This window comes from Brachybacterium sp. P6-10-X1, from assembly GCF_001969445.1.
GTDB lineage: Bacteria > Actinomycetota > Actinomycetes > Actinomycetales > Dermabacteraceae > Brachybacterium.
Map to the genome: position 1 here is coordinate 2,496,648 of NZ_CP017297.1, position 22,337 is coordinate 2,518,984.

22 protein-coding genes, 1 tRNA gene and 1 pseudogene are annotated in these 22,337 nt (G+C 71.2%); 14 read left to right on the forward strand and 10 right to left on the reverse strand.

Annotation, left to right across the window (positions count from 1 at the left end):
* Positions 1 to 23: 23 nt before the first annotated feature.
* The gene (locus BH708_RS11225) at positions 24 to 728 is read left to right on the forward strand and encodes a phosphonatase-like hydrolase (protein WP_076808729.1); all 705 of its coding nucleotides are present in this window, start codon (positions 24 to 26) and stop codon (positions 726 to 728) included.
* A 6-nt stretch (positions 729 to 734) separates the two neighbouring features.
* Positions 735 to 1,826 carry a zinc-binding dehydrogenase gene (locus tag BH708_RS11230; RefSeq protein ID WP_076808731.1) on the forward strand — a complete coding sequence of 364 codons (1,092 nt, stop codon included), beginning with the start codon at positions 735 to 737 and terminating at the stop codon, positions 1,824 to 1,826.
* Between the two features lie 140 nt (positions 1,827 to 1,966).
* On the opposite strand, the pseudogene BH708_RS11235 reads toward BH708_RS11230, so the two are convergent.
* From BH708_RS11235 to arsB, 3 genes and pseudogenes are all read right to left on the reverse strand, one after another.
* A pseudogene (locus BH708_RS11235) lies at positions 1,967 to 2,281 on the reverse strand (iron chaperone); the annotation flags it as partial.
* An 88-nt stretch (positions 2,282 to 2,369) separates the two neighbouring features.
* Positions 2,370 to 2,846 (reverse strand): low molecular weight phosphatase family protein, encoded by a 477-nt coding sequence (locus BH708_RS11240; RefSeq protein ID WP_076808733.1) that lies wholly within the window; start codon positions 2,844 to 2,846, stop codon positions 2,370 to 2,372.
* Entirely contained in the window at positions 2,843 to 3,955 is a 1,113-nt protein-coding gene (arsB, locus tag BH708_RS11245) for an ACR3 family arsenite efflux transporter (protein ID WP_076808735.1), read from the reverse strand. Before arsB ends, BH708_RS11240 begins: the two co-directional genes overlap by 4 nt.
* Positions 3,956 to 4,038: 83 nt before the next feature.
* Here arsB and BH708_RS11250 point away from each other — a divergent pair, with 83 nt between their 5' ends.
* Positions 4,039 to 4,482 (forward strand): helix-turn-helix transcriptional regulator, encoded by a 444-nt coding sequence (locus tag BH708_RS11250; protein WP_253705312.1) that lies wholly within the window; start codon positions 4,039 to 4,041, stop codon positions 4,480 to 4,482.
* 80 nt (positions 4,483 to 4,562) lie between these two features.
* Here the strand turns inward: BH708_RS11250 and BH708_RS11255 are convergent, their stop codons facing one another.
* Positions 4,563 to 5,261, reverse strand: coding sequence for an LrgB family protein (locus BH708_RS11255; protein ID WP_076808737.1), 699 nt, complete (start codon positions 5,259 to 5,261; stop codon positions 4,563 to 4,565).
* Positions 5,258 to 5,662: a CidA/LrgA family protein gene (locus BH708_RS11260; RefSeq protein WP_076808739.1), complete on the reverse strand. Its 405-nt coding sequence runs from the start codon at positions 5,660 to 5,662 to the stop codon at positions 5,258 to 5,260. The genes BH708_RS11255 and BH708_RS11260 overlap by 4 nt, the downstream gene beginning before the upstream one ends.
* A 75-nt stretch (positions 5,663 to 5,737) precedes the next feature.
* Here BH708_RS11260 and BH708_RS11265 point away from each other — a divergent pair, with 75 nt between their 5' ends.
* Positions 5,738 to 6,283 (forward strand): GNAT family N-acetyltransferase, encoded by a 546-nt coding sequence (locus tag BH708_RS11265; protein ID WP_076808740.1) that lies wholly within the window; start codon positions 5,738 to 5,740, stop codon positions 6,281 to 6,283.
* A gap of 195 nt (positions 6,284 to 6,478) precedes the next feature.
* Positions 6,479 to 7,114 (forward strand): hypothetical protein, encoded by a 636-nt coding sequence (locus BH708_RS11270; RefSeq protein ID WP_076808743.1) that lies wholly within the window; start codon positions 6,479 to 6,481, stop codon positions 7,112 to 7,114.
* A 26-nt stretch (positions 7,115 to 7,140) separates the two neighbouring features.
* Here BH708_RS11270 and BH708_RS11275 read toward each other — a convergent pair whose 3' ends face one another.
* The 3 genes from BH708_RS11275 to BH708_RS11285 form a co-directional block, all read right to left on the reverse strand.
* Positions 7,141 to 7,701, reverse strand: a complete 561-nt coding sequence (locus BH708_RS11275; RefSeq protein WP_076808744.1) for a pyridoxal 5'-phosphate synthase — start codon at positions 7,699 to 7,701, stop codon at positions 7,141 to 7,143.
* Positions 7,702 to 8,091: 390 nt separating this feature from the next.
* Complete coding sequence (locus tag BH708_RS11280; RefSeq protein ID WP_076808746.1) at positions 8,092 to 9,678, reverse strand: AbgT family transporter; 1,587 nt, start codon at positions 9,676 to 9,678, stop codon at positions 8,092 to 8,094.
* An 86-nt stretch (positions 9,679 to 9,764) separates the two neighbouring features.
* A complete protein-coding gene (locus BH708_RS11285; protein WP_076808748.1) occupies positions 9,765 to 11,132 on the reverse strand; it encodes a M20 family metallopeptidase in 1,368 nt (455 codons plus the stop codon).
* A 241-nt stretch (positions 11,133 to 11,373) separates the two neighbouring features.
* On the opposite strand from BH708_RS11285, the gene BH708_RS11290 reads away from it, so the two are divergent.
* The 5 genes from BH708_RS11290 to tyrS all read left to right on the forward strand — a co-directional run bounded on the left by BH708_RS11290 (position 11,374) and on the right by tyrS (position 17,977).
* The gene (locus tag BH708_RS11290) at positions 11,374 to 12,288 is read left to right on the forward strand and encodes a PTS sugar transporter subunit IIA (protein ID WP_076808750.1); all 915 of its coding nucleotides are present in this window, start codon (positions 11,374 to 11,376) and stop codon (positions 12,286 to 12,288) included.
* A gap of 44 nt (positions 12,289 to 12,332) precedes the next feature.
* Positions 12,333 to 13,910, forward strand: a complete 1,578-nt coding sequence (locus BH708_RS11295; protein ID WP_076808752.1) for a PTS ascorbate transporter subunit IIC — start codon at positions 12,333 to 12,335, stop codon at positions 13,908 to 13,910.
* 231 nt (positions 13,911 to 14,141) lie between these two features.
* Positions 14,142 to 15,782 carry a sodium-dependent transporter gene (locus BH708_RS11300; protein WP_076808754.1) on the forward strand — a complete coding sequence of 547 codons (1,641 nt, stop codon included), beginning with the start codon at positions 14,142 to 14,144 and terminating at the stop codon, positions 15,780 to 15,782.
* Between the two features lie 172 nt (positions 15,783 to 15,954).
* The gene (locus BH708_RS11305) at positions 15,955 to 16,062 is read left to right on the forward strand and encodes a methionine/alanine import family NSS transporter small subunit (RefSeq protein WP_076808756.1); all 108 of its coding nucleotides are present in this window, start codon (positions 15,955 to 15,957) and stop codon (positions 16,060 to 16,062) included.
* Positions 16,063 to 16,621: 559 nt separating this feature from the next.
* Positions 16,622 to 17,977, forward strand: coding sequence for a tyrosine--tRNA ligase (gene tyrS, locus BH708_RS11310; protein ID WP_083713520.1), 1,356 nt, complete (start codon positions 16,622 to 16,624; stop codon positions 17,975 to 17,977).
* A gap of 23 nt (positions 17,978 to 18,000) precedes the next feature.
* Here the strand turns inward: tyrS and BH708_RS11315 are convergent, their stop codons facing one another.
* A complete protein-coding gene (locus tag BH708_RS11315) occupies positions 18,001 to 18,876 on the reverse strand; it encodes an NAD(P)H-binding protein (RefSeq protein ID WP_076808758.1) in 876 nt (291 codons plus the stop codon).
* Positions 18,877 to 18,963: 87 nt separating this feature from the next.
* Here BH708_RS11315 and BH708_RS11320 point away from each other — a divergent pair, with 87 nt between their 5' ends.
* From BH708_RS11320 to BH708_RS11335, 4 genes are all read left to right on the forward strand, one after another.
* Complete coding sequence (locus BH708_RS11320; protein ID WP_076808759.1) at positions 18,964 to 19,695, forward strand: TetR/AcrR family transcriptional regulator; 732 nt, start codon at positions 18,964 to 18,966, stop codon at positions 19,693 to 19,695.
* Positions 19,696 to 19,896: 201 nt separating this feature from the next.
* Entirely contained in the window at positions 19,897 to 20,427 is a 531-nt protein-coding gene (locus BH708_RS11325) for a flavin reductase family protein (RefSeq protein WP_076808761.1), read from the forward strand.
* 58 nt (positions 20,428 to 20,485) lie between these two features.
* On the forward strand, positions 20,486 to 21,034 hold the full coding sequence (locus BH708_RS11330) for a hypothetical protein (RefSeq protein WP_157235898.1): 549 nt from the start codon (positions 20,486 to 20,488) through the stop codon (positions 21,032 to 21,034).
* Positions 21,035 to 21,124: 90 nt separating this feature from the next.
* A tRNA-Ser gene (locus BH708_RS11335) sits at positions 21,125 to 21,209 on the forward strand.
* A gap of 53 nt (positions 21,210 to 21,262) precedes the next feature.
* Here the strand turns inward: BH708_RS11335 and BH708_RS11340 are convergent.
* Positions 21,263 to 22,315 carry an Rv2578c family radical SAM protein gene (locus tag BH708_RS11340; protein WP_076808765.1) on the reverse strand — a complete coding sequence of 351 codons (1,053 nt, stop codon included), beginning with the start codon at positions 22,313 to 22,315 and terminating at the stop codon, positions 21,263 to 21,265.
* Positions 22,316 to 22,337: the final 22 nt, after the last annotated feature.

Consider the following 22,337-nt stretch of genomic DNA (forward strand, 5'->3'; position numbering starts at 1 on the left):
GTCCGCCCCACCCAGGAGATGACATGACCCCTCAGTACCGGCTCGCCGTGTTCGACATGGCCGGCACCACGATCGACGACCGCCACGAGGTGTATCGCGTGCTGCGCGGGTCCGTCGAGCGGGAGGGCGCCTGCTTCGACGACGCCACCTTCCAGCAGTGGATGGGCACCGAGAAGCGCTCAGCCATCACGAACCTGCTCCGGATCGGCGGTGTCGACGCCTCCGACGAGCGGGTCGAGGCGGCCTTCGCATGGTTTCTCGCCGAGCTCACGCGCAGTTACACGGAGAACCCTCCGGTGCCGCTGCCCGGCATCGAGGCCGCGCTGGACGCGCTGCGCGAACGGGGTCTCGCAGTGGGTCTGACCACCGGCTTCTCCCGGGACATCGCCGATCTGATCCTCGATCGGATGGGCTGGACGGTGGGGCCCGGGGGCCACACCCCGACGGTGGACGCGGTGGTCTGCGGCGACGAGGTGCCCGAGGGCCGCCCCGCCCCGTTCATGATCCAGCAGGTCATGGAGCGCACCGGCGTCACGGATCCGGGCCAGGTCTTCTCCGTCGGGGACACCGCGGTGGACGTCGAGTCCGCCCGGCGGGCCGGGGTGCTCGCGGTCGGCGTGCTCACCGGGAAGCTCTCCCGCGCAGACCATGAGGCCGCGGGCGCTGACCTCGTGGTGGACTCGGTCGCGGAGCTGCCCGCCCGCTCCGATGTCGGCGGACTGGTCTGAGCGGCGATGACGTCGGTGCGCGCGCTGGTGTGGACCGGCGGGGGGAGGTTCGAGCTGGTGCGCCGGCCGTTGCCCTCGCTCGCCTCCGGTGAGCTGCTGGTGCGGGTGCGGACCGCCGCGATCTGCGGCTCCGACCGGCATACCGTCGACGGCCGACGGGACGCGCCGTGCCCTGGTGTGCTCGGGCACGAGGGCGTGGGCGAGGTGACCGCGATCGGGCCGATGGCCGCCGCCGGTCCCGGAACGGACACCGAGCTCGAGCCGACCGACCTCGAGGGGCAGCCGGTGCGGCCCGGAGACCGGATCGTCTGGTCCGTGATCTCGGCCTGCGGCAGGTGCGACCGCTGCCGGGCGGGGCACGGCGCGAAGTGCCGCACCCTGCGCAAGGCGGGGCATGAGCCGTGGGACGGGTCGTGGCCGCTGTCCGGCTCCTACGCGAGCCATGTGGTGCTCCCGGCCGGTCACTGCGTGGTGCGGGTTCCCGACACGGTGCCCGACGGGCCCGCCGCAATCGCGTCCTGCGCGGGCGCGACCGTGATGGCCGCCCTCTGCGCCGCCGCGTCCGCACCCCTGCCGGGTGCCCGCGTCCTGGTGAATGGGGTGGGCATGCTGGGACTGCTGGCGGTCGCCGCAGCCCGGGCAGGCGGCGCTGCCCAGGTGCGCGCGATCGACCCGTCGGCCGTGCGGCGCGAGCTCGCCCTCCAGGCGGGGGCGGATTCGGCTTTCCCGTCGTCCGACGCCGCCGCGGAGCTCCGCGACGGGACAGATCTGGCCCTGGAGTTCTCCGGGGCGCCGGCCGGCGTGAGGACCGCGCTCGATGCCCTGGACGTCGGCGGAGCGGCCGTGCTCGCCGGCAGCGTGTTCCCGGGCCCGACCGTCCCCATGGATCCGGAACGGCTGGTGCGCGGCCGACGCACCGTCATCGGCGTGCACAACTACGAGAGCCGGCACCTGGCTGCCGCCGTCGCGCTGCTCGCCTCCTCACCCGGACGCTCGCTCCCGTGGGGGCAGATCCTCGGGGAGCCGGTCGACCTGGACGCGGCACCGGCGGCCTTCGCGCGGCCGACGGAGCACCTGCGCACGCTCCTCGTGCCGTGAGGGGCGCGAGCTCCCGCATCACCGCCGGTCATACCTCTGGCCAGGTCGGGACGGGATGCTGCCGGCACCGCCCGCCTCCTGGTCGAATGATCGCGCAGTCTGACCACGGCGGCCTCCCGCGAGGCAAGCGCCAGTCGTTCCACGAGCTCGTCCGGGATCGGTCTGCTCGGGGAGAAGGTGATCCCGGTCCGGGTCGCCTTGAGGCCGGCGGCCGCGATGTCCTCGGCATGCTCGGCGAGGGCGCCCGCCTGGAGATACAGCCCGCACTGCTTGCTGAATGCCGCATAACTCGCGACGACCGCGCCGCCGATCCGGAATCCCGGCATGTCGTAGGCCACCACCTCCTCTGCATCCGGCAGGGTGCGGCCGAGAATCGCCCGCACCCTCTGCAGTGAGGGGTGGAAACGTTCGGGTGCCGCGGCGATGTAGGCGTCGTGGTCGGCAATCGCCCTCATGGAGAGGTCCTTCTTCCGGTTCCAGGTAGCTGCCAGGGTCTTCGCTCACTCCTGCCCGAGGTTACCGTCCACCGGCCCCGCCAGGAGTTCAGCGAGCGGACCCGTCGACCGTCAGCTCCGCGAGCAGCTCCTGTACCCGGTGATCGATGTCGTCCCGCACCAGGCGCATGCGCTCGACGCCTCCGATGCCGCGCTCGGAGGGCTCGTCAGTGCGCCAGGTGGTGATTGTTCCGGCCATCCCGGGGACCGGATCGACCACGGCCTCCTCCCCCAGCACCACGACCCGATCCACGCGGGACAGGAGCTCGGGGTCCATGGGCTTGGCGTGCCCACCGGACATGTCCGCGCCGACCTCGGCGACGACCTCGGCCGACAGAGCGTTGGTCGATGTGCCGGGCCGGGTCCCAGCCGAGTGCACCTCGACCGAGCCGGCGGCGCGGGCCTCCATCAGGGCGGCGGCCATCTGGGATTTGCCGCCGTTCTTGACGCAGACGAACAGGACGGACGGTATCGGGGAGGAACCGGATGCCGAGGACGGGTTGTGGTGTGGGATCCGGGCGCTCATGCGGAGATCCTCTCCCGGGCGCGGGCGGGAACGGTGGGGTCGCCGGGGAACAGGCGTCGGCCCAGCCAGAGCGAGACGTAGACCAGTCCGACCAGCACGGGCACCTCGATGAGGGGGCCGACGACGCCGGCGAGCGCCTGTCCGGAACTGACCCCGAAGGTGCCGATGGCGACGGCGATCGCGAGCTCGAAGTTGTTGCCCGAGGCGGTGAAGGCGACGGTGGTGGAGCGGGCATAGTCCATGCCGACGGCCCGACTGAGAAGCAGGGCCCCCAGGAACATGAGCACGAAGTAGGCCAGCAGCGGCAGCGCGATCCGGGCGACGTCCCCCGGAGCGGAGAGGATCGCATCGCCCTGCAGCGCGAACAGCAGCACGATGGTGAACAGCAGCCCGTAGAGGGTGAAGGGGCCGATGCGCGGCAGGAAGCGATCCTCATACCAGGCGCGGCCCTTCGCCCGCTCCCCCAGCACGCGGGTGAGGACACCGGCCAGCAGCGGGATGCCCAGGAATACCAGCACACTGAGCACGATCGCCCCGATCGAGAACTCCGCCGGGGTGGTCGACAGTCCGAGCCACGAAGGCAGCGCCTGCAGGTAGAACCAGCCGAGCGCGCCGAAGGCGATCACCTGGAAGACGGAATTGATCGCCACCAGCACGGCGGCGGCCTCGCGGTCGCCGCAGGCCAGGTCGTTCCAGACCAGCACCATGGCGATGCAGCGGGCCAGGCCCACGATGATCAGTCCGGTGCGGTACTCGGGGAGATCCGCCAGAAAGATCCAGGCCAGGGCGAACATCAGGGCAGGGCCGATGATCCAGTTCAGCACCAGCGAGGTGATCATCAACCGGCGGTCGGCGCTGATCCGGCGGGTCTCGTCGTATCGCACCTTGGCGAGCACCGGGTACATCATCACCAGCAGCCCGAGGGCGATCGGCAGCGAGACACCGGCGATGCTCACGGCCTCGAGCACCGGGCCGATGCCGGAGATCAGGCGTCCCAGCAGCAGACCCGTCACCATAGCGAGCAGGATCCATGCCGGCAGCCACCGGTCCAGGAACGACATCTCCCCGGCGACACCCGTCGGCGCACTGCGTGCGGCGGTCGTCGTCATGACGGCGCTACCTCTTCCTATGGACGGACATCGATGCGAACGGTAGCCTGCGACATAGATACTCGTCAATGTAAGGTGAGCCCATGTCCCCCGCCACGTCCCCGCAGCCGATGCAATTCACCTCCCGGGAGGCCGGCACCCTCGCCGACACCTCGGACCGCGGCCCGGGGTCGACGTCGGACGCCGTGTCCTGCGAGCCCGGCACGTCGGCCGCCGTCGACTGCTGTGCACTCGGGGCCGGCCCGGTCGATGCCGAGGAGGCCGAGCATCTGGCCTTGCGCCTGAAGGCGCTCTCGGACCCGACCCGCCTGCAGCTGCTCTCGCACGTGGCGGTGCGCGGCTGCGGAGACGTGTGCGCCTGCGATCTCACCGAACCGCTCGGCATCTCGCAGCCCACCGTCAGCCATCACATGAAGAAGCTGGTCGAGGCCGGGCTCCTCACCCGAGAGCAGAAGGGTCGCTGGGCGCATTACTCGGTGGTCCCGGCGGCCTTCGCGGAGCTGCGCGCCTTCCTCGACCTCAGCTGACCACCGCCACACACCGAGTTCTGCACTGGCGTTGCCACCGCCGGCTGTGGCACCAGCAACGCAGAACTCGACTGCTGTGCTCAGCCGGCCACCAGCGACGCCACGATCGGCAGCACGATCGTCATGACCAGAGCGTTCATCACCATGGCCGCGCTGGACCAGCCGCCGGCGGTCGACGATTCGGCGAGCGCGCGCGAGGTGCCGATGCCGTGGGAGGTCATCCCGATGGCAAATCCCCGGGCCCGCTCGTCGCGCACCCGGGCCAAGGTCAGCAGCGCCGGGCCGACGACGGCTCCGAGCACCCCGGAGATCAGCGTCAGCACCACCGCGAGCGGCACGGACGCGCCGAGCATCTCGGCGATCGACAGCCCCACCGGCGAGGTCACCGACCTGGGCAGAGCGGCGCGCAGCATGTCCTCGCCCGCCCCGAAGGCGGTCATCGCCCCCACGGTGATCGCGACGCTGATCGCGCCGCCGACCGCGAGGGTCACCAGCACCGCCGGCGCCGAGGAGGCCAGGGCTCGACCGTTGCGCAGCAGCGGCAGCGCGAGCGCCACGGTGGCGGGGCCGAGCAGCAGGGTCAGCACCGTGACCTGCTCGAGGTACTCGGAGTACGGCAGCCCCGTGAGCTGGAGGACGGCGGCGACCAGGACCACGGTGACGAGCACCGGGGAGAACAGGCCGAGCCGGCCCGACCGCTGATAGAGCCACAGCGAGAGCAGGTAGGCGCTCAGGGTCAGGGCGAGGCCGAAGACCGGGAGGTGGATGAGCGTGCTCACGCGCCGGCCCTCCCGGGGTTCCGCCGGCGGTCCTGCCGGCGCAGCAGCGCCTGCAGCACCCAGCCCGCGACCAGCAGGGTCACCACGAAGGAGCCGCCGACGGCGAGGGCGACCGGCAGAGCGTTCCGGGCGAGGGCGTGCATCTCCAGCACGATGCCGACCCCCGGCGGCACGAACAGCAGCTGCAGGTGCTGCAGCAGCGGGGTCGCGGCCGGCTCCGCCACGCGCAGCACCGCGCGCGTCGGCCGCAGCAGTCCGAGCACGATCAACAGCACGATCCCGAGGACCACACCGGGGACGGGCAGGCCGAACAGCTCCGACACGGCCAGGCCCACCATCTGCACGAGCAGCAGGACCACGAGGCCGAGCAGCACGGGAGGCAGGAGCGCGGCGCGGGACATCGTTGCCAGGGTAGCCCGTGGGACCCCGCCGGAATCGCGTTGACCACCGCCGTCGGCGCACCTCACACTGCCGCTATGCCGCTCTCCTTCCCGCTGCTCGGCGACCGCGTGCTGCTGCGTCCCTTCGAGTCGGCCGACGCCTCGGCCGCGCTCGAGGTCTACGGGGACGAGCTCGTCATGCGGTACGTCGGCGAGGGTGGAGCGGCCGCCGCCGAGGAGACCTCCCGGATGGTCGAGGGGTACCGCCGGCACCAGGACGAGCACGGCTTCGCGTTCTGGGCCCTGGTGGATCGGAGCACCGGGGAGCTGATCGGCGACGCGGGCCTGGAGGCCACCGATCATGGCATCGAGCTCGGCTACACCGTGGCCCGTCGGCGGTGGGGCCAGGGACTCGCGACGGAGGCCGCACGGCTGTGCGTGCGGGCCGCGTTCGGGCCGCTGGGGCTGCCGCGTCTGGTGGCGCTGGTCGACGTCGACAATCCCGCCTCGGCCCGCGTGCTGGAGAAACTCGGCTTCATGGACCAGGGGCGCGCCATGGCCTACGGACGCCCGCATCGCCGTTTCGAGCTGGGAACCGACCAGGCGGTCACCACGGTCAGAGCCCCGCTCCGGTCCGCCTGACCAGCACGGAAGCTGCGCGGCGCGTCGTGCCGGTCGTCGTGTCGCCCACGACACGCATTGCGGTGCGTCACTCACCCCTTGTCGCGGTGGCCTCGTCTCTCCCAGCGTGGGGCCCGGCGGACGACGACCTGTGATCCAGGCGCTCCCGTGACGACCGCCAGGAACTCATCGGAGGGATCCCGGATGACGAGCCCCATGACCACCCCCATCAGCCGGCGCACCGCGTTCCGCGGTCTCGGCATCGCCGGCCTGGCCGCTGCCGCCGGTCTGCTGGCCGCCAAGGAGGCGAACGCCGCGAGCGACCTCGTGGTCATCGACCAGATCGGCACCGGCCCCTGGGACGGCGAGAACTGCGGCCCGACCTCGGCCGTGATCGCGCTGGTCGCCGCCGGCAAGGCCCCCGAGCACTACGTCTCGGGGACGAAGGGCGCGGCGGTGGGCGGCAATGCCACCGCGGTCAAGAACATGCGCGTCGCCTGCGGTCTGTCCCCGGAGGGCGACGCATCGGCCAAGAGCGTCGACTACTGGGGCGCGTTCCTCAAGGACCTCGAGAAGGGGATCCGTGAGTACGACGGCACCGCCACGCATTCCCAGTACGAGGAAGGTGTGGACGCCGCCGCGAGCGGGTCGGTCGTGATCCTGCACGTCCATCACGGGACGCTGATCGACGAGGAGGCGGACTACGGCCACTTCGTCGTCGCCCAGGGCAAGGATTCCGACGGGAACATCCTGGTCTCCGATCCGGGCCGGGCACAGACCATCGGCATCACCGGGTACTCGCGCGACCACCTGCTGGAGGCCCAGCGGGCCGACGCCACGATCGTCAGCTGACCGTCTCCGGCTCGTCCCCTCGCGGCTCAGCCGGCCGGGGTCGTGACCGGGCCGTGGGACCAGCGCCCTCCCTCACGGACGTATCCGGCGCGCACATGGTTGCGGTCCGCCCGGGCCTGCATGAACTCGATCTCGTGCGGGTCCAGCGCGTAGACCTGCCATTCGGGGTTCGGCTGCCCGTCGGAGTTCGGGCGGGCGAGCCAATCGCGCTGGGAGACGTCCTCGCCGAGCGCGACCACCGGGCCGAAGACCTGCACCTGGCGTCCGCTCTCGCGCCAGAAGAACGTCATCGCCGCCCGTGGATCCTCCTCCAGCTGGTGTGCCTTGCGGGAGGTGTTCCGGGTGGAGACATGGAAGCCGGTCTCGTCCAGATCTTTGAGGATCAGGGTGCGGCCGACGGGGCTGCCGTCGGCCAGGAGCGTCTGGAAGGTCATCGCATGGGGCTGTCGGGCACCGCTGGCGATCGCGTCCTCGAGCCAGGCCAGGAACAGCTCGATCGGATCCTCGGGCAGGGCCTCGAGATCGAGTTCGGGCATCTCCTCCGGGAAGGCGGGCAGGGTGCGCAGTCGTGCGGCGAGGTCGCTCATGGGTTCATCCTGCTGGGCCACCGGCGGACGCGTCCAGAAGTCGACGAGGCAGGGTCACCACGGCAGGGGAATCACGGGGAGATGAGGCCGGCACGATAGGCGATGACTGTGGCCTGGGTGCGACGAGCCTGAGCCCCACGAGCGGCAGGACCCCCGCCCCGACGCCTCGGCGCAGTGGACCGGGCCCGCGCAGCGACACGGCACCGACGGCGAGGACGAGAACCGGTCGAGCGGAGCGTGATGTCGTATCCATGCTGCGAGAATCTCGGGGCCGCAGTCCGGCCGCCTCCCCCGCACGGGTGAACCCGCTCCCCCGACCCCCGCGCGATCGTCGACGCCGAGTCGGGTGCCCAGCGGCCGGGCCGGGCGCTCAGCGGTCGGCGGCGGCGGTCACTGTCCCAGGAAGATGCCGTTGCCCGGCCCGAGCGGCAGGTCGAAGACGAAGAAGATCGCGAGGATGATCGTCCACACGATCCAGAACGGCACCACGAAGGGCAGCATCCGTGCCATCAGGGTGCCGAACCCGGCGCCGGGCTCGTACTTCCGCACCATGCCCAGGAGCACGATCATGTACGGGTTCATCGGGGTGATGACCTGGGTGGCGGAGTCGCCCACGCGGAAGGCGGCCTGGGTGAACGCTGGCTCGTAGCCGATCAGCGCGAACATCGGCACGAACACCGCGCCCATGATCGCCCACATCCCGGAGCCGGAGATGATGAACAGGTTCAGGCAGCTGGCCAGCAGGATGAACCCGAGGATGGCGGCGAACCCGTCGAGCCCGGAGGCCTCGAGACCGGCCGCACCGGTGACCGCGATCCAGGTGCCGATGCCGGACCAGTTGAACAGGGCGATGAAGTTGCCCAGGATGAACGCCAGCACGACGAACGGCAGCATCTCCTTGATGGCGTCGGACATCATCCGGACCGCGTCGCGGCTGGTGCGCAGGGTGCCGACGACCGCGCCGTAGGCGATGCCGACCACCATGAAGTACGCGACCACGATGAACACGATCGAGCTCAGCAAGGGGGACTTCGGCAGGAAACCGCCGTCCTCGTTGCGCCAGGGCGAGGCCGGCATCAGGAACGCGACCAGGAAAGCCGCGGTGAGCACCACGGCGCTGATCACCGCGACCAGCAGGCCTTTGTTCTCGGCCGGGCTGAGCTTGGCGCGCATGTGCTCGGAGTCGGTGGTGTCGGCCTCGTCGTCGTCCTCGGCCATCTCGTCGCGGCTGATGCCCATGCGGACCAGGCGCGGCTCGACCAGCTTGTCGATGACGAAGCCGGCCACGAAGCCCAGGATGATCGAGCAGACGATGTTGAAGAACCAGTTCGAGACCGGGTTGACCGGGGTGAACTCGTACCCGGGCAGCGCTCCCATCACGGAGGTGGTGATGCCCGCGAACAGGGCGTCCAGCGAGGTGGGGAAGATGTTGGTGGAGTAGCCGGCGCCGGCGGCGGCGAAGCCGCCCAGCAGGCCCGCCATCGGGTGGCGCCCGGCGGCCTTGAACACCAGCGCCGCGAGCGGCGGCACCACCACGAAGGCGGAGTCGGCCATGATCGAGGAGATCACGCCGACGAACCCGACCACGTACGGCAGCGCCCACGCCGGGGAGGTGCCGAACAGCTTTCGGATCGCGGCGCCGAGCAGCCCGGAGTGCTGGGCGATGCCGATCGCCAACAGGATCGGCATCACGGTCACCAGGGGTGGGAAGCCGATGTAGTTCTCGCCGAGGTTGGTGGTCAGCCAGGTCATGCCCTCGCCGGTGAACAGGCCCTTGATGACGGTGGGCTCGTCCGACCCGGGCACCGTGACGGATACGTTGCCCCAGGCCATCGCGGTGGAGACGACGCCGGTGATCGCGAAGAGGATCAGGAACAGCATGAAGGGCTCGGGCAGCTTGTTGCCCGCCTTCTCCACCCCGTTCAGGAGTCTGTCGGTCAGGCCGGTCTTCGCCGGTCCGGTCGGTGCTGCGCTCATGGGGACTCCTGAGGGGTGTGGGGAGGAGGGGCGGCTCGCGCGCGGTCGGGGGATCCGCGCCGTGGGGTGCCGGTCCGGTGGTCAGGTCAGTCGAAGAAACCCGGCACGTCGATCGCGCCCCCGGCCTTCTCGAACTCGGTGGTCATGGCGGTGGCCAGCTGCGGGTCGTGGAGGGCGTCCAGCACGGTCGCGGCAAGGCCGTAGGCCCCGTCGGCCGCGGCGGCGCGGGCGTCGTCGGAGACGGCCCAGGTCGCGAACTCCCGGGTGTGCAGGGCGACCTCGGGCGGGGAGATCCGGATGACCGGGTGGATGCCGGGCAGCCGGTAGCTGACGTTGCCGAAGTCGGTGGAGGCCGCCAGGATCGGCGAGACCACGCCGAAGGGGAGCGGGTCGCGGCCGCGTCGTCGCTGCGCCTGGACCCAGCGGCCGGTCAGCGCCTCGTTGGTGCGCACCGGCAGGGAGGGCGGATGCTGGTCCCAGCCCACGCTCACGCCCACCCCGGCCATCAGGGCGGCGCCGCGGGCCACGTCCTCCACCCGCTTCGAGAGGTCCTTGAGGGTCTCAGGACGCTGGGAGCGCACGTACAGATCGAGCCGGGCGTGGTCGGGCACCACGCTCGCCCGCTCGCCGCCCTCGCGGATCACGGCGTGGATGCGGTCCGACGGCGGGGTCTGCTGCCGCATCAGCCCGATCCCCTGGTACATCAGGCTCGCGGCGTCCAGGGCGTTGCGGCCCATGAACGGCTGCGCGGAGGCGTGGGCGGTGTGGCCGTGGTACTCCACGGTGAGCGTCCGACGTCCCAGCCACGTCTGGTCAGCCAGGTCGTAGCCGTAGGGGTGAGCCATGACGGCGGCGTCCAGTCCCTCGAAGGCACCCTCGCGCGCCATGTACTCCTTACCGGTGTGGCCCTCCTCGGCAGGCGTCCCCAGGAACACGACACGCCCCGGGACGGCCGACGGGTCCGCCTTCGCGAGCGCGGCCAGGGCGAGGAACGCCCCCAGCCCCATGACGGCGATGACGTTGTGGCCGCATCCGTGGCCGACGCCGGGCAGCGCGTCGTACTCGGCAAGGATCGCGTACGTCGGCGCGTCGTCGTCCTCGGCGCCCGCCCCGTGGATCTCGGCGCGGATGGCGGTGTCCAGCCCGTGCACACCGAGCTGGGCGTCGATGCCGTGGCCGGCGAGGGCGTCGACGATCGCGCGGGAGGAGCGATGTTCCTCGAACGCGACCTCGGGATGCTCGCCGAGGTCGAGCATCAGCGCGGTCATCTCCGCGGCGTCCTGCTCGACCTGCGACTCGAGGCGGTCGTGCAGGGCAGCATCGGCCCCGGCGAAGGAGGAGCCCGGGTGGGAGGCGGTGGCCATGGCGGCCTCCCGCTCCTCATCGAGCTGGGCGAGATACGCGGTGGACACCTCGGTGTGCTGCGCCTCCGGCGCCGGCTGCTGGGACGTCATGCGGATCACCGTAAGGCACCGAGCGGCCCGTCTGCGCGGACGTTGCCGCGGTTCGTCCGTGCGGTGACATACGCCCTGCCGCCGGAGCTGCTGCGAGGGAGGGCGAGAACGTACGCTCAGGGGTCTCCCCCGCGTCACTCGGGGACCGCTCCTGTGCACCTCGCGGGCTGCCCCAGCGCTGCTCCGGGGTCGTCCACCGGGGTCACCCCGCCCCACGCCCCCGCTTCGGAGGACACCCGCCATGTCCGAGCTCACCGACCTCCTCGACCCCGCCGCCATCCACCTGGACGCCCCGGCCACGGACCGCTCCGAGGCGATCCGGCGCTCCGGGGATCTGCTCGTCGCCACCGGCGCGATCGATGCCGCCTACATCGATGCGATGCTGCGCACCGTCGAGGAGCACGGCCCCTACATCGTGATCACGCCGGGCTTCGCCCTCGCCCACGCCCGGCCGGACGCCTCCGTCCACCGCACCGCGCTGTCGTTCCTGCGCCTGGCCGAGCCCGTCGTCTTCGGGCACGAGGCCAACGACCCCGTGCAGCTGGTGATGACCCTGGCCGCCGCCGACGATTCCGCCCATCGCACGGCGCTGGCCGCCCTCGCCGGCGTGCTGGCCGATCCCGAGCGCCGGCGCGCCCTGGACACCGCATCCAGCCCGCAGGAGGTGCTCGAGGTCCTCGGCGACGACGACCGTGCCCCGGCCGTCGGGGCGGCGGACACGGCCCACCCCGCCGGCACCGCCGATACGGCCGACGCCTCCGGGGCCGCAGCTGCCGCCGCGTCCGCCAACCCGGCAGGTTCCGCCGGTGCGTCCGGGTCCTCCGACGCGGCCGGCGCCGCGATCTCGAGCGACCCCGAAGCCATCCCCTCGAAGAATCTCCTGCTGACCGTCTGCGGCAACGGCCTGGGCACCAGCCTGTTCCTGAAGAACACCGCCGAGCAGGTCCTGGACCACTGGGGCTGGTCGTCGTACCTGAGCATCGAGGCGACCGACACCATCTCCGCCAAGGGCAAGGCCAAGGACGCCGACCTCATCCTCACCTCCGGCGCGATCGCCCAGACCCTCGGCGAGGTCGGCGTGCCCGTCGAGGTGATCGAGAACTTCTCCTCACAGGCGGAGATCGACGCGGCGCTGCGACGCCGCTACGCGATCTGACGCCCCGCTGCCCCTGACCCGCACCCCCACCCCGGAGCCAGACCATGAACGTGCTCGTCTCGATCGCCGAGTTCCTCGTCAACGAGTTCCTCAGCGTCCCCGCCTATCTCATCGGCCTGATCACCGCCATCGGCCTGATCGCCATGCGCAAGTCCGCCGGCCAGGTGACCGGCGGCGCCGTCAAGGCCGTCCTCGGCTTCCTGCTGATCGGCGCCGGCGCGACGCTGGTGACCGCCTCCCTCGCTCCGCTGGGCGTGATGATCCAGGGCGCGCTCGGCGCCCAGGGCGTCGTCCCCACCAATGAGGCTATCGCCGGCATCGCCCAGGCGGAGTTCGGGGCCCAGGTGGCGTGGCTGATGATCCTCGGCTTCGTCGTCGCGATCCTGCTGGCGCGCTTCACGCCGCTGCGCTACGTCTTCCTCACCGGCCACCACCTGCTGTTCATGGCCACCCTGATCACCGTGGTGATGGCCTCGGCAGGCATGCCCACCGTCGTCGTGGTGGCCCTGGGCGCCCTGCTGCTGGGCATCCTCATGGTCTCCCTGCCGGCGCTGGCCCAGCCCTGGACCCGGCGGGTCTCCGGCGACGACTCGATCGCGATCGGTCACTTCGGCACCGCCGGGTACATCGCCGCCGGGACCGTCGGACGCCTGGTGGACCGCAAGGGCACCAGCCGCTCCACCGAGGACATCAAGGTGCCCGAGTCGCTGCGCTTCCTGCGCGACTCGATGGTCGCCACCGCCCTGTCGATGGTGCTGATGTACCTGGTGGTGGCCGTGGTCTACCTGGCCCGCGCCGGCCGCACCACCGCCTTCGAGGCCTTCGACGGCGGCGCGAGCGACGTGGGCAACTACCTCATGCAGTCGGTGACCCAGGGCCTCCAGTTCGGCATCGCCGTGGCCGTGATCCTCTTCGGCGTGCGCACGATCCTCGGCGAGCTGGTCCCCGCCTTCCAGGGCATCGCCGCCAAGGTGGTGCCCGGCGCGATCCCCGCGCTGGACGCCCCGATCGTGTTCCCCTACGCCCAGAACGCCGTGCTGATCGGCTTCCTCTCCAGCTTCGCGGGCGGCCTGGTGGGACTGCTGACCCTCGGCGTGTGGCTCGGCCCGGTGTTCGGCCTGGCGCTGATCCTGCCGGGTCTGGTCCCGCACTTCTTCACCGGCGGCGCGGCCGGGGTCTACGGCAACGCCACCGGCGGCCGTCGCGGCGCCGTCGCGGGCGGTTTCGTCAACGGCCTGCTGGTCACGTTCCTGCCCGCACTGCTGCTGAAGGTGCTCGGCAGCTTCGGCTCGGCAAACACCACCTTCGGCGACACCGACTTCGGCTGGTTCGGCATCCTGATCGGGTACTCGGCGCGCGCCGGCGTGCTGCCGGGCATCGTGCTGCTGGTGGTCATCGGGGCCGTGATCCTGGGCGGCGCCATCCTCATGCAGCGACGCGTGGTCGACGCCGGCTGGGACCCCGCCCCGGCCCGGGCGCAGGCCGCCGGGGGCGCCGCGGACGCCGTCGATGCACAGCACGGCGACACCGACGGGTCGGGCCGCAGGGACGATCCGTCGACCTACCCGCGAGTGGCCCCGCCGGTCGGCGCCCCCGCACCTCCGCCCCCGCCGCGCGACTGACGCCGGGGACCCGCCTCGGCGGCCGCTCACGGGCCCGGCGGTGATGTCGCCGCGCCCGTCGGACGCGTATCATGCCCGCACAGTGCATGGCCGCACACCCCGCTGCCGCGCGCCCCGGCCGCCGCACGGCCGCGAGACCCGCGACCCGTGCGCCATCCAGGCCCTCCCGGGCCGTTCCCTGTCCTGACCGATCCGGTGCCACCCCACGGCACCCTCCCCCGGAGGCGAACAGTGACCGCATCCACCCCCTCCCCGACCACCGCGGGCAGGAGAGCCGACCGCGGGGCCTTCTCCGGCCGGACCGCGTTCATCTTCGCGGCGATCGGCTCGGCCGTCGGCCTCGGCAATATCTGGCGCTTCCCGGCCGTGGCCTACGAGAACGGCGGCGGTGCGTTCATCCTGCCGTACCTCGTCGCCCTGCTGACCGCCGGCATCCCGCTGCTGTTCCTCGACTACGCGATCGGCCACCGCTGGCGCGGCTCCGCGCCGGCCGCCTGGCGCCGCTTCAAGCGCTGGACGGAGTTCATCGGCTGGTGGCAGGTGCTGATCGCCCTGATCATCGCCCTGTATTACGCGCTGATCCTGGCCTGGGCGACGAACTACACGATCTTCTCCTTCGACCAGCGCTGGGGCGATGACGCCGCCGGGTTCTTCAACGAGTACACGCAGGCCCTCGGCGGGGCCGACGCCACGATCTCCTTCGACGTGGTCCCGGCCGTGCTGATCTCCATGATCGTGGTGTGGCTGGCGGTCATCGTGGTGATGGCGCTCGGCGTGCAGAAGGGCATCGCCGCCAGCTCGGTCGTCTTCATCCCGCTGCTGATGATCATGTTCGTCATCCTGGTGGTGCGCTCGCTGTTCCTGCCCGGCGCGATCGACGGGCTCGAAGCCCTGTTCCAGCCGAACTGGGGGGCGCTGACCGATCCGGCGGTGTGGATCGCGGCCTACGGTCAGATCTTCTTCTCGCTGTCGGTGGCCTTCGGCATCATGCTCACCTACGCCTCCTACCTGAAGAAGAAGACGGACCTGACCGGCTCCGGCCTGGTCGTCGGTTTCGCGAACTCCAGCTTCGAGATCCTCTGCGGCATCGGCGTCTTCTCCGCGCTGGGCTTCATGGCCCAGGCGCAGGGCGTGGCGATCGACGAGGTCGTCACCGACGGCGTCGGCCTGGCGTTCATCGCCTTCCCCACGATCATCAGCGAAGCTCCCGCCGGTGCGCTGATCGGCGTGCTGTTCTTCGGCTCCCTGGTGCTGGCGGGCTTCACCTCGCTGGTCTCCATCGTCGAGGTGGTCATCGCCGCGATCCAGGACAAGTTCGGGCTGTCCCGCCTCCCCGCGACGCTCGGTGTGTGCGTCCCGCTGGCCGTGGTCTCCACCGTGCTGTTCTCGACCACTTCGGGTCTGCCGCTGCTGGACGTGCTGGACAAGTGGGCCAACGAGTACGGCATCGTCGCGGCGGCCCTGGTCTCCACGATCATCGTGACCTACGCGGTGCGAGGACTGCCCACGCTCCGCGACCACCTCAACCTCAAGGGCACCTTCCCGATCGGGCGCTGGTGGCTGGTGTGCGTGGGCGCCATCGCGCCGATCGTGCTCGGCGTCTCGCTGGCCTTCGGAACCAGGGATCTGCTCCTGGCCGAGGGCAACTACGAGGGCTACCCCGGCTGGTTCGTGCTGCTGTTCGGCTGGCTGATGGCCATCGGCCTGGTGGTCGTCGCCATCGGGCTCTCGCTGATCCCGTGGCCCGCCGGGTCGAACCTGTACAAGGACGACTCCGACGGCGATCCGATCGCCCCCGAGGCCGTGGCCGGCAAGGGCCTGGTCACGACCCCGGAGGCATCCACCCCGCACGAGCTGCGCTCCCGGGAGTGAGTCGGAGGCGGCGGCCGGCCCGGCTGATCACCGGCCGGGGCCGCCGCTCCTCCGGCCGGTCGCGCCGCCTCCTCCGGCCGGTCCCGTCGCTTCCTTCGGTCGATCGCCACTCGGCCCGACCAGCACCCCGCCCCGTTGATTCCCCACCAACCATCGTTCGTCAGGAGTGATCATGTCCTTCGCCTCCATCACCATGATGATCATCGCGATCGTGACCGTCTGGGGCGGCCTCGTCGCCGCCGTCGTCAACCTCGCCCGTCACCCCGAGAAGGTCGACTGACCACAGCCCACCCCGGCCGACGGCGCGCCGCGCCGACAGCGCGCCCTCCTCGCACCGCGCCCCACCGCGCCCGCACCGTGCCGCGCCCCATCGCACCGCATCGCAAGGCAACGCAACGCAACGCACCGGGGCCTCATAGCACCGTGCTCGCATCGCACCGCGCGGCTCCCTCACGGTGCCCCCTCGTGTTCACTGGCGGCATATGAGCACGCGGTGCCCTCTGAGCGGCTCGCTGCTCACAGACCGGCAGTGGATGCGACGCAACCCGGTGAGCACCTCTGCGGGAGCGGATCCCCTCCTCTCTCCGCACCGATCCTGACGGGCACCGGGCCCCGTCGCCGTCGATGAGCTACTCTTCCTCCATGATCACGCGCATCGACTATCGGCACGGCTCTGGGACGAGCCGTGGCGTCGTGCGCGCGCCGAGACCGTAAGGCCGGCAGCACACCAACACCGCTCTCTCAGAGCCCCAGGCGAGGACCTCATGGTCCTCGCCTTTTCCGTATCCACGGCGGGGGCCGTCCGACCGGAGCTCCTCGCCCGATCGAGAGGACTCCCGATGACCATCCCGACCACTCCCGCATCGCATCGCACGCGGCGCCCTGCACCACCCGGCGTCTCCGAGGACCGCCTGCGGCACGGCGACGCCCCCGCGCCGTCGGACACCCCCGAATCCCCCGACCCCGCCGACTCCGCCGACTCCGCCGACTCCGCCGACTCCGCCGAGACGATCCTCGCCGCGCTCGAGCGCACCACCGACCAGATCATCGGCCGCGAGGACCTGCTGGCTCGACTGCGCGAGGGACGTCCGCTGCGCATCAAGTTCGGCGTCGACCTCACCGCCCCGGACCTGCACCTCGGGCACGCCGTGAACCTGTGGATGATGCGCGCCCTGCAGGATCGCGGCCATGTCGTGGTCTTCCTGCTCGGCGACACGACCAGTCGCATCGGCGATCCCACCGGGCGCAGCACCACACGGCCGGTGCTGACCGAGCAGCAGATCACCGGCAATGCCGAGTCCTTCCTCGAGCAGGTGACCCGCGTGCTGCGCAGCGAGCCGGAGCTGTTGGAGATCCGACGGAACTCCGAATGGTTCGACGAGATGGGCGTGCCCGGCCTGCTGCGGGAGCTGAGCCTGGTCACCCACGCCCACCTGATCTCCCGGGACATGTTCCGCTCCCGCATCACCGCCGGCACCGAGATCGCGATGCACGAGCTGATCTACCCGGTCCTGCAGGGCTTCGACTCCGTCGCGCTGGAATCGGACCTGACGATCGTCGGCACCGATCAGCTGTTCAACGAGGCGATGGGCCGAGAGCTGCAGGTCAAGCACGGCCAGGTCCCGCAGACCGTGATCACCTCGACGGTCACCGCCGGGCTGGACGGCGGCCCGAAGCAGTCGAAGTCGAGGGACAACTACGTCGGCCTCTGCGCGCCGGCGGACGAGAAGTTCGGACGCCTGATGACTCTGCGCGACGAGCTCGTCGGGACCTGGGCCCGGGTCTACTCGGATCTGCCGCTCGACGAGGTCGAGGACCTGGGTCGACGGGCCGAGAGCGGCGGTGCCGCAGCACGGGATGCGAAGTTCGACCTCGCCGAGGCGGTGGTGCGTCGGCACGACGGGGCCGACGACGCCCGTCGCAGCCGGGAGGAGTTCGTCCGCGTCTTCTCGGCCCGCGAGCAGCCCGGCGACATTGTCCCGCTGCGGCTCGCACCGGGCCCGCTGACCGCGCTGGACATGGTCACGACCGCGCGGCCGGAGCTCTCGCGCAGCGCGGCCCGCCGCCTGCTGACCGGCGGGGGCGTCGAGCTCGCGGGCACGCGGCTCCGTGACCCCGAGCAGGCTCTCGAGGCGGCCGACGGACAGGTGCTGCGCGCTGGTCGGCGACGCTGGTTCCGGATCGACGTCCGGTGAGCTTGCGGTGTCGCGGCATCCCCTCAGGGCCGCCCGGCGCCGGTTTCGGCCCGGTCCGCCGCGAAGCAGTCGGCGACCGAGCGGGGCGCCCGGCCGAGCAGTTCATGAAGCGCAGGATCCGTACCGGCGAGGTACCCGCCGGCTGCGGCCTCGTACACCCCGAGGCTGAAGCGGGCCAGGAACTCCGGGGTGCCCGCGGCGACCTTCTCCTCCACCCACGCCTGCGGGTCCTGCACGGCGAAGGCGATCGACTCCCCGGTGACCCGGGTGGCGATGTCCGCGACCTCTTCGAACGTCGGAGCGGCCTCGGCCGTGATGGTCACGGGCCCGTCGACCGGGGTGCTCGCCAGCAGGATCTTCGCTGCCGCCTCGGCGGAATCCTCACGGGCGGTCCACGAGACCGGGCCCTCGGCCGGCACCGTGATCATTCCCGTCTCGCGCCAGGACCCGAGCATCCCGGGCAGGCTGTGCGCATAGAAGCCATTGCGCAGTGCGGTCCACGCGAGACCGGAGTCGGCCAGGATCGCCTCGGTGGCGGCATGATCCCGCGCGGGGGGGAAGGGGGAGTCCGCCGCGGCTCCTTGATGGCTGGTGTAGAGGATCCGGCCGACGTCCGCGTGCCGGGCCCCCTCGATCGCCGCGCGGTGCAGGGCGACCGCATCGGCCGCCGGGTCACTCGAGGAGACGAGCAGGAGCTGGTCGGCGCCGGCGAAGGCGCTCGGCAGCGTGCCCGGTTCGGCGTAGTCGCCGCGACGCACCTCGACGCCGCGATCGGCGAACCTGCGGGCCCTGGCGGGCTCACGGGCGACCACGGCGATCCTCTCCGCAGGCAGATGTTCGAGCAGATGGTCCGTCACGGCTCCGCCCAGGGCGCCGGTGGCTCCGGTGATCACGATCATGGTCGACCTCCTGGTGTTTCCACTGAGAACGAGTGAACACTAACAGCGATAACACTGCGTTATCAAGGCTTTGTTATCGTTGGGAACATGCGCGAGGTGAGAGAGACCCGGGACGAGGTGCGCGAGCGACTCGTCGCCGTGGCGGCGGAGCTGCTGCGCGAGCAGGGCAGGGCCGGCGTCACGACCCGCGCCACGGCCGAGCGGGCGGGGGTGCAGGCGCCGACGATCTATCGGATCTTCGGCGACAAGGAGGGGCTGCTCGACGCCGTCGCCGAGCACGAGATGGCCGCCTTCGCCGCCGCCAAGGCCGATGCCTCCCACCCGTCGGGCGACACAGACCCTGTCACGGACCTGCGAGCGGGTTGGGAGATGACGATCGAGTTCGGTCTCGCGAACCCTGAGCTGTTCGCACTGGTCAGCGACCCTGCCCGGGCCACGGACTCGCCGGCGACGCGAGCGGGGATCCAGCTGCTCGCCGAGAAGGTGCACCGCGTCGCCCTCGCGGGGCGCCTACGCGTCGCCGAGGACCGAGCCGTCGACATCATCCACGCCGCCGGCACGGGGGCGGTCCTCGCGCTCCTCTCCCAGCCGGCGGCCGAGCGGGACCTCTCGCTGGCGACCAGCATGCTCGAGGCGTGCCTCGCGCAGCTCGTGACGGGCACCGGGGTGCCGACGGAGGACCGATCCGCCACCACCGCCGCCGTCACCCTGCGGGCCGAGGCGCCGCACCTGAGCGCACTGTCGACGAGCGAGCGTCTCCTGCTGACGGACTGGCTGGATCGCGTCATCGCGCAGGACACGGCGCACCACCACCCATGAGACGTCCAGGCGTCTGCTGATCAGAGGCGGGTTCCCCCGGACACCACCGTCGGGCCCGCTGCCGGCGCAGGCCTCATGGCGTCACACTCCTCGCACCGAGCGGGCACAGACCCTAGATTTGCTTCTGTCACCCGAAAGCTTCTAGAGGACCTGGGCCCCGCGGCCCCGTCCCCAGCCGGTCCTCTTCGAGGAGGAAACTCCATGTCGTCCGACCCCACGACCACCCCCAACGGCGCCCCGAGCACCGACGGCGTCCTGGATCGGGAGACCTTCGCGGCTCTCTTCCGCCGTCACCCCGCCGGCGTCGCCGTCGTCTCGCTGACCGACGGGACCGAGCCACGTGGATTCACGGCGACGTCCGTGATCTCCGTGTCGGCGCAGCCGGCCGTGCTCGCGTTCACCATCAACGACACCTCCTCGTCGTGGCCGGCACTGAGCCGGGCCGAGACCGTGACGGTGAACCTGCTGGCCGCGGACCAGCGCCAGGTCTCCTCGATCTTCGCGACCTCCGGGATCGACCGGTTCGCGCAGGTCGCCTGGCATCAGCTGCCCACCGGGGAGCCCGTGCTGGACGGCACCGCCGGATGGATCAGCGGGCGGATCCTGGAGCGCGTCCCCGCCGGGGGCAGCCACGTGGTCCTGGTCGCCGCGGACCGGGCCGAGATCGCGAACGAGGAGCCGCTGGTGTATCGCAACCGCAGCTACCACCAGCTGCTCGAGTACGAGATCTGATCCGGCCGAGGGCGCCGCTCGACACCCTGGACCGTGCCCCAGCACAGAACGGTCGACGATGCCCCCTCCCCCGCCGAGCACTGAACTCCTGATCGTCCCGACTGCGCACCTGTCCGCGGCGACGCCGGAGCCCGTGGTGGCGCAGGCCCGCGAGCGGTTGGCCGCCTGGCGACCGGACCTGGTGGCGATCGAAGCCCTGCCGGGGAACCTCGTCGTCGAGTACGAGCGGCGCGGCGGGACGTTCGCAGACTTCCAGGTCGGCGGGGCCGTGGACGCGAGGCGGGGAGCCTCCTTGCTCGACGCCGCCCCGGGAGAGGTCTGGGCTGCGCGCCGCGAGGCCTGCGCGCCGGACACCTCGCTGCCGGACCGCGCGCTTGCCTGGCTTCGCGCGCAGAACATCGACCCGCTGCCCGACGAGTTCGAGGCGGAGCTCCAGGACGACGAGCACGAGATCTCCGGGCTGTTCGCGCAGGCCGTGCCACCACCCCAGCTCGCGGAGGATTTCTGGGCCCGGTGGCGGTTCCACGCATCGAACGACGTGCGGAGCGCGACCGAACACTCGGGGAGCGCGGAGCGCCTCGTCGACGGAGAGAGCTCGAGGAGCTGAAGCCGCGGGGAGAGTGAGTGTGACCTGCACCCGCTCGGTTCGCACCACTCCGGAGCGTCGGGTACGCTGATGCCTGCTCTCACGAGCGCTGGAGGATTCGCCTAGCGGCCTATGGCGCACGCCTGGAACGCGTGTTGGGTTCACGCCCTCGGGGGTTCGAATCCCCCATCCTCCGCCGAAAAAATGCCCCTCACCTGCAGGTGAGGGGCGTTTTCGTATCTGCTCACCTCAGAACAGAGCGGGCTGCGGGACCAGGTCGAGAGCCGCCGGGGCGGACCGCGCCCCGACTGCCCTGCCGGCGGCCGCACGCCGCTGCTCGGGCTGATCCTCGTCTTCGTGGGCGGCCAGGCCGTGCCGTTGCAGCAACGGCCGCAACCGCCGGGACAGGTTCTTGCGATAGCTCGCCGGCGCATAGGACTCCCGACCGTAGAAACGGCCATAGCCGGTCGCGAGCTCGGGATGCTCCCGCGAGATCCACTCGAGGAACCACTCCTTCGCCCCGGGCCGCAGATGCAGGGCGCCGTGGACGACACGTGAGGCGCCGGCCTCGGCGATCCGGGCGAGGGCGTCGTCGAGCTGGGCGTCGGAGTCCGTCAGCCAGGGCATGATCGGCATGAGGAAGACCGTCACGCGGAATCCGGCATCGGCCGCGGCCCGGACGGTCGCCAGGCGGGCGGCGGTGGTCGGGGTGCCGGGTTCGACGGCTCTCTGCAGCTCGTCGTCGAACACGGCGATGGACATCGAGAGGTCCACCGGAACCCGTTCCGCGGCCTTCTCCAGCAGCGGGAGGTCACGTCGCAGCAGGGTGCCCTTGGTGAGGATCGAGATCGGCGTGCCGCTGTCGGCGAGGGCGGAGATGATCCCGGGCATCAGGCCGTAGCGCCCTTCGGCGCGCTGATAGGGATCGGTGTTGGTGCCGAGCGCGACGAGGTCACGATTCCAGGAGCGCTTCGCGAGCTCGGCGCGCAGCACCTCGGCGACATTGACCTTCACGATGACCTGCTGGTCGAAGTCGGCGCCTGCGTCGAGATCCAGGTACTTGTGCGTGCTGCGCGCGAAACAGTAGACGCAGGCGTGGGAGCACCCTCGATAGGGATTCACGCTCCACTCGAACGGCATCGAGCTCGAGGCCGGCACGCGATTCAACGCCGACTTCGCCGTCACCTCGTGGAAGGTGACGCCCTGGAACTCCGGCGTGCGCACGCTGCGCACGAGCCCGGACATACCCAGCAGAGCCTGCTCGCGCTGCCCCGCTCCGACCGTCTGCCCGCTCCAACGCATGCCTGTATTCGAACGTACGTTC

Coding starts and splice junctions, on each gene's coding strand:
- BH708_RS11225 (WP_076808729.1), top strand. CDS start 24: ATGACCCCTCAGTACCGGCTCGCCGTGTTCGACATGGCCGGCACCACG.
- BH708_RS11230 (WP_076808731.1), top strand. CDS start 735: ATGACGTCGGTGCGCGCGCTGGTGTGGACCGGCGGGGGGAGGTTCGAG.
- BH708_RS11240 (WP_076808733.1), bottom strand. CDS start 2,846: ATGAGCGCCCGGATCCCACACCACAACCCGTCCTCGGCATCCGGTTCC.
- arsB (WP_076808735.1), bottom strand. CDS start 3,955: ATGACGACGACCGCCGCACGCAGTGCGCCGACGGGTGTCGCCGGGGAG.
- BH708_RS11250 (WP_253705312.1), top strand. CDS start 4,039: ATGTCCCCCGCCACGTCCCCGCAGCCGATGCAATTCACCTCCCGGGAG.
- BH708_RS11260 (WP_076808739.1), bottom strand. CDS start 5,662: ATGTCCCGCGCCGCGCTCCTGCCTCCCGTGCTGCTCGGCCTCGTGGTC.
- BH708_RS11265 (WP_076808740.1), top strand. CDS start 5,738: ATGCCGCTCTCCTTCCCGCTGCTCGGCGACCGCGTGCTGCTGCGTCCC.
- BH708_RS11270 (WP_076808743.1), top strand. CDS start 6,479: ATGACCACCCCCATCAGCCGGCGCACCGCGTTCCGCGGTCTCGGCATC.
- BH708_RS11275 (WP_076808744.1), bottom strand. CDS start 7,701: ATGAGCGACCTCGCCGCACGACTGCGCACCCTGCCCGCCTTCCCGGAG.
- BH708_RS11280 (WP_076808746.1), bottom strand. CDS start 9,678: ATGAGCGCAGCACCGACCGGACCGGCGAAGACCGGCCTGACCGACAGA.
- BH708_RS11285 (WP_076808748.1), bottom strand. CDS start 11,132: ATGACGTCCCAGCAGCCGGCGCCGGAGGCGCAGCACACCGAGGTGTCC.
- BH708_RS11290 (WP_076808750.1), top strand. CDS start 11,374: ATGTCCGAGCTCACCGACCTCCTCGACCCCGCCGCCATCCACCTGGAC.
- BH708_RS11295 (WP_076808752.1), top strand. CDS start 12,333: ATGAACGTGCTCGTCTCGATCGCCGAGTTCCTCGTCAACGAGTTCCTC.
- BH708_RS11305 (WP_076808756.1), top strand. CDS start 15,955: ATGTCCTTCGCCTCCATCACCATGATGATCATCGCGATCGTGACCGTC.
- tyrS (WP_083713520.1), top strand. CDS start 16,622: ATGACCATCCCGACCACTCCCGCATCGCATCGCACGCGGCGCCCTGCA.
- BH708_RS11315 (WP_076808758.1), bottom strand. CDS start 18,876: ATGATCGTGATCACCGGAGCCACCGGCGCCCTGGGCGGAGCCGTGACG.
- BH708_RS11320 (WP_076808759.1), top strand. CDS start 18,964: ATGCGCGAGGTGAGAGAGACCCGGGACGAGGTGCGCGAGCGACTCGTC.
- BH708_RS11325 (WP_076808761.1), top strand. CDS start 19,897: ATGTCGTCCGACCCCACGACCACCCCCAACGGCGCCCCGAGCACCGAC.
- BH708_RS11330 (WP_157235898.1), top strand. CDS start 20,486: ATGCCCCCTCCCCCGCCGAGCACTGAACTCCTGATCGTCCCGACTGCG.
- BH708_RS11340 (WP_076808765.1), bottom strand. CDS start 22,315: ATGCGTTGGAGCGGGCAGACGGTCGGAGCGGGGCAGCGCGAGCAGGCT.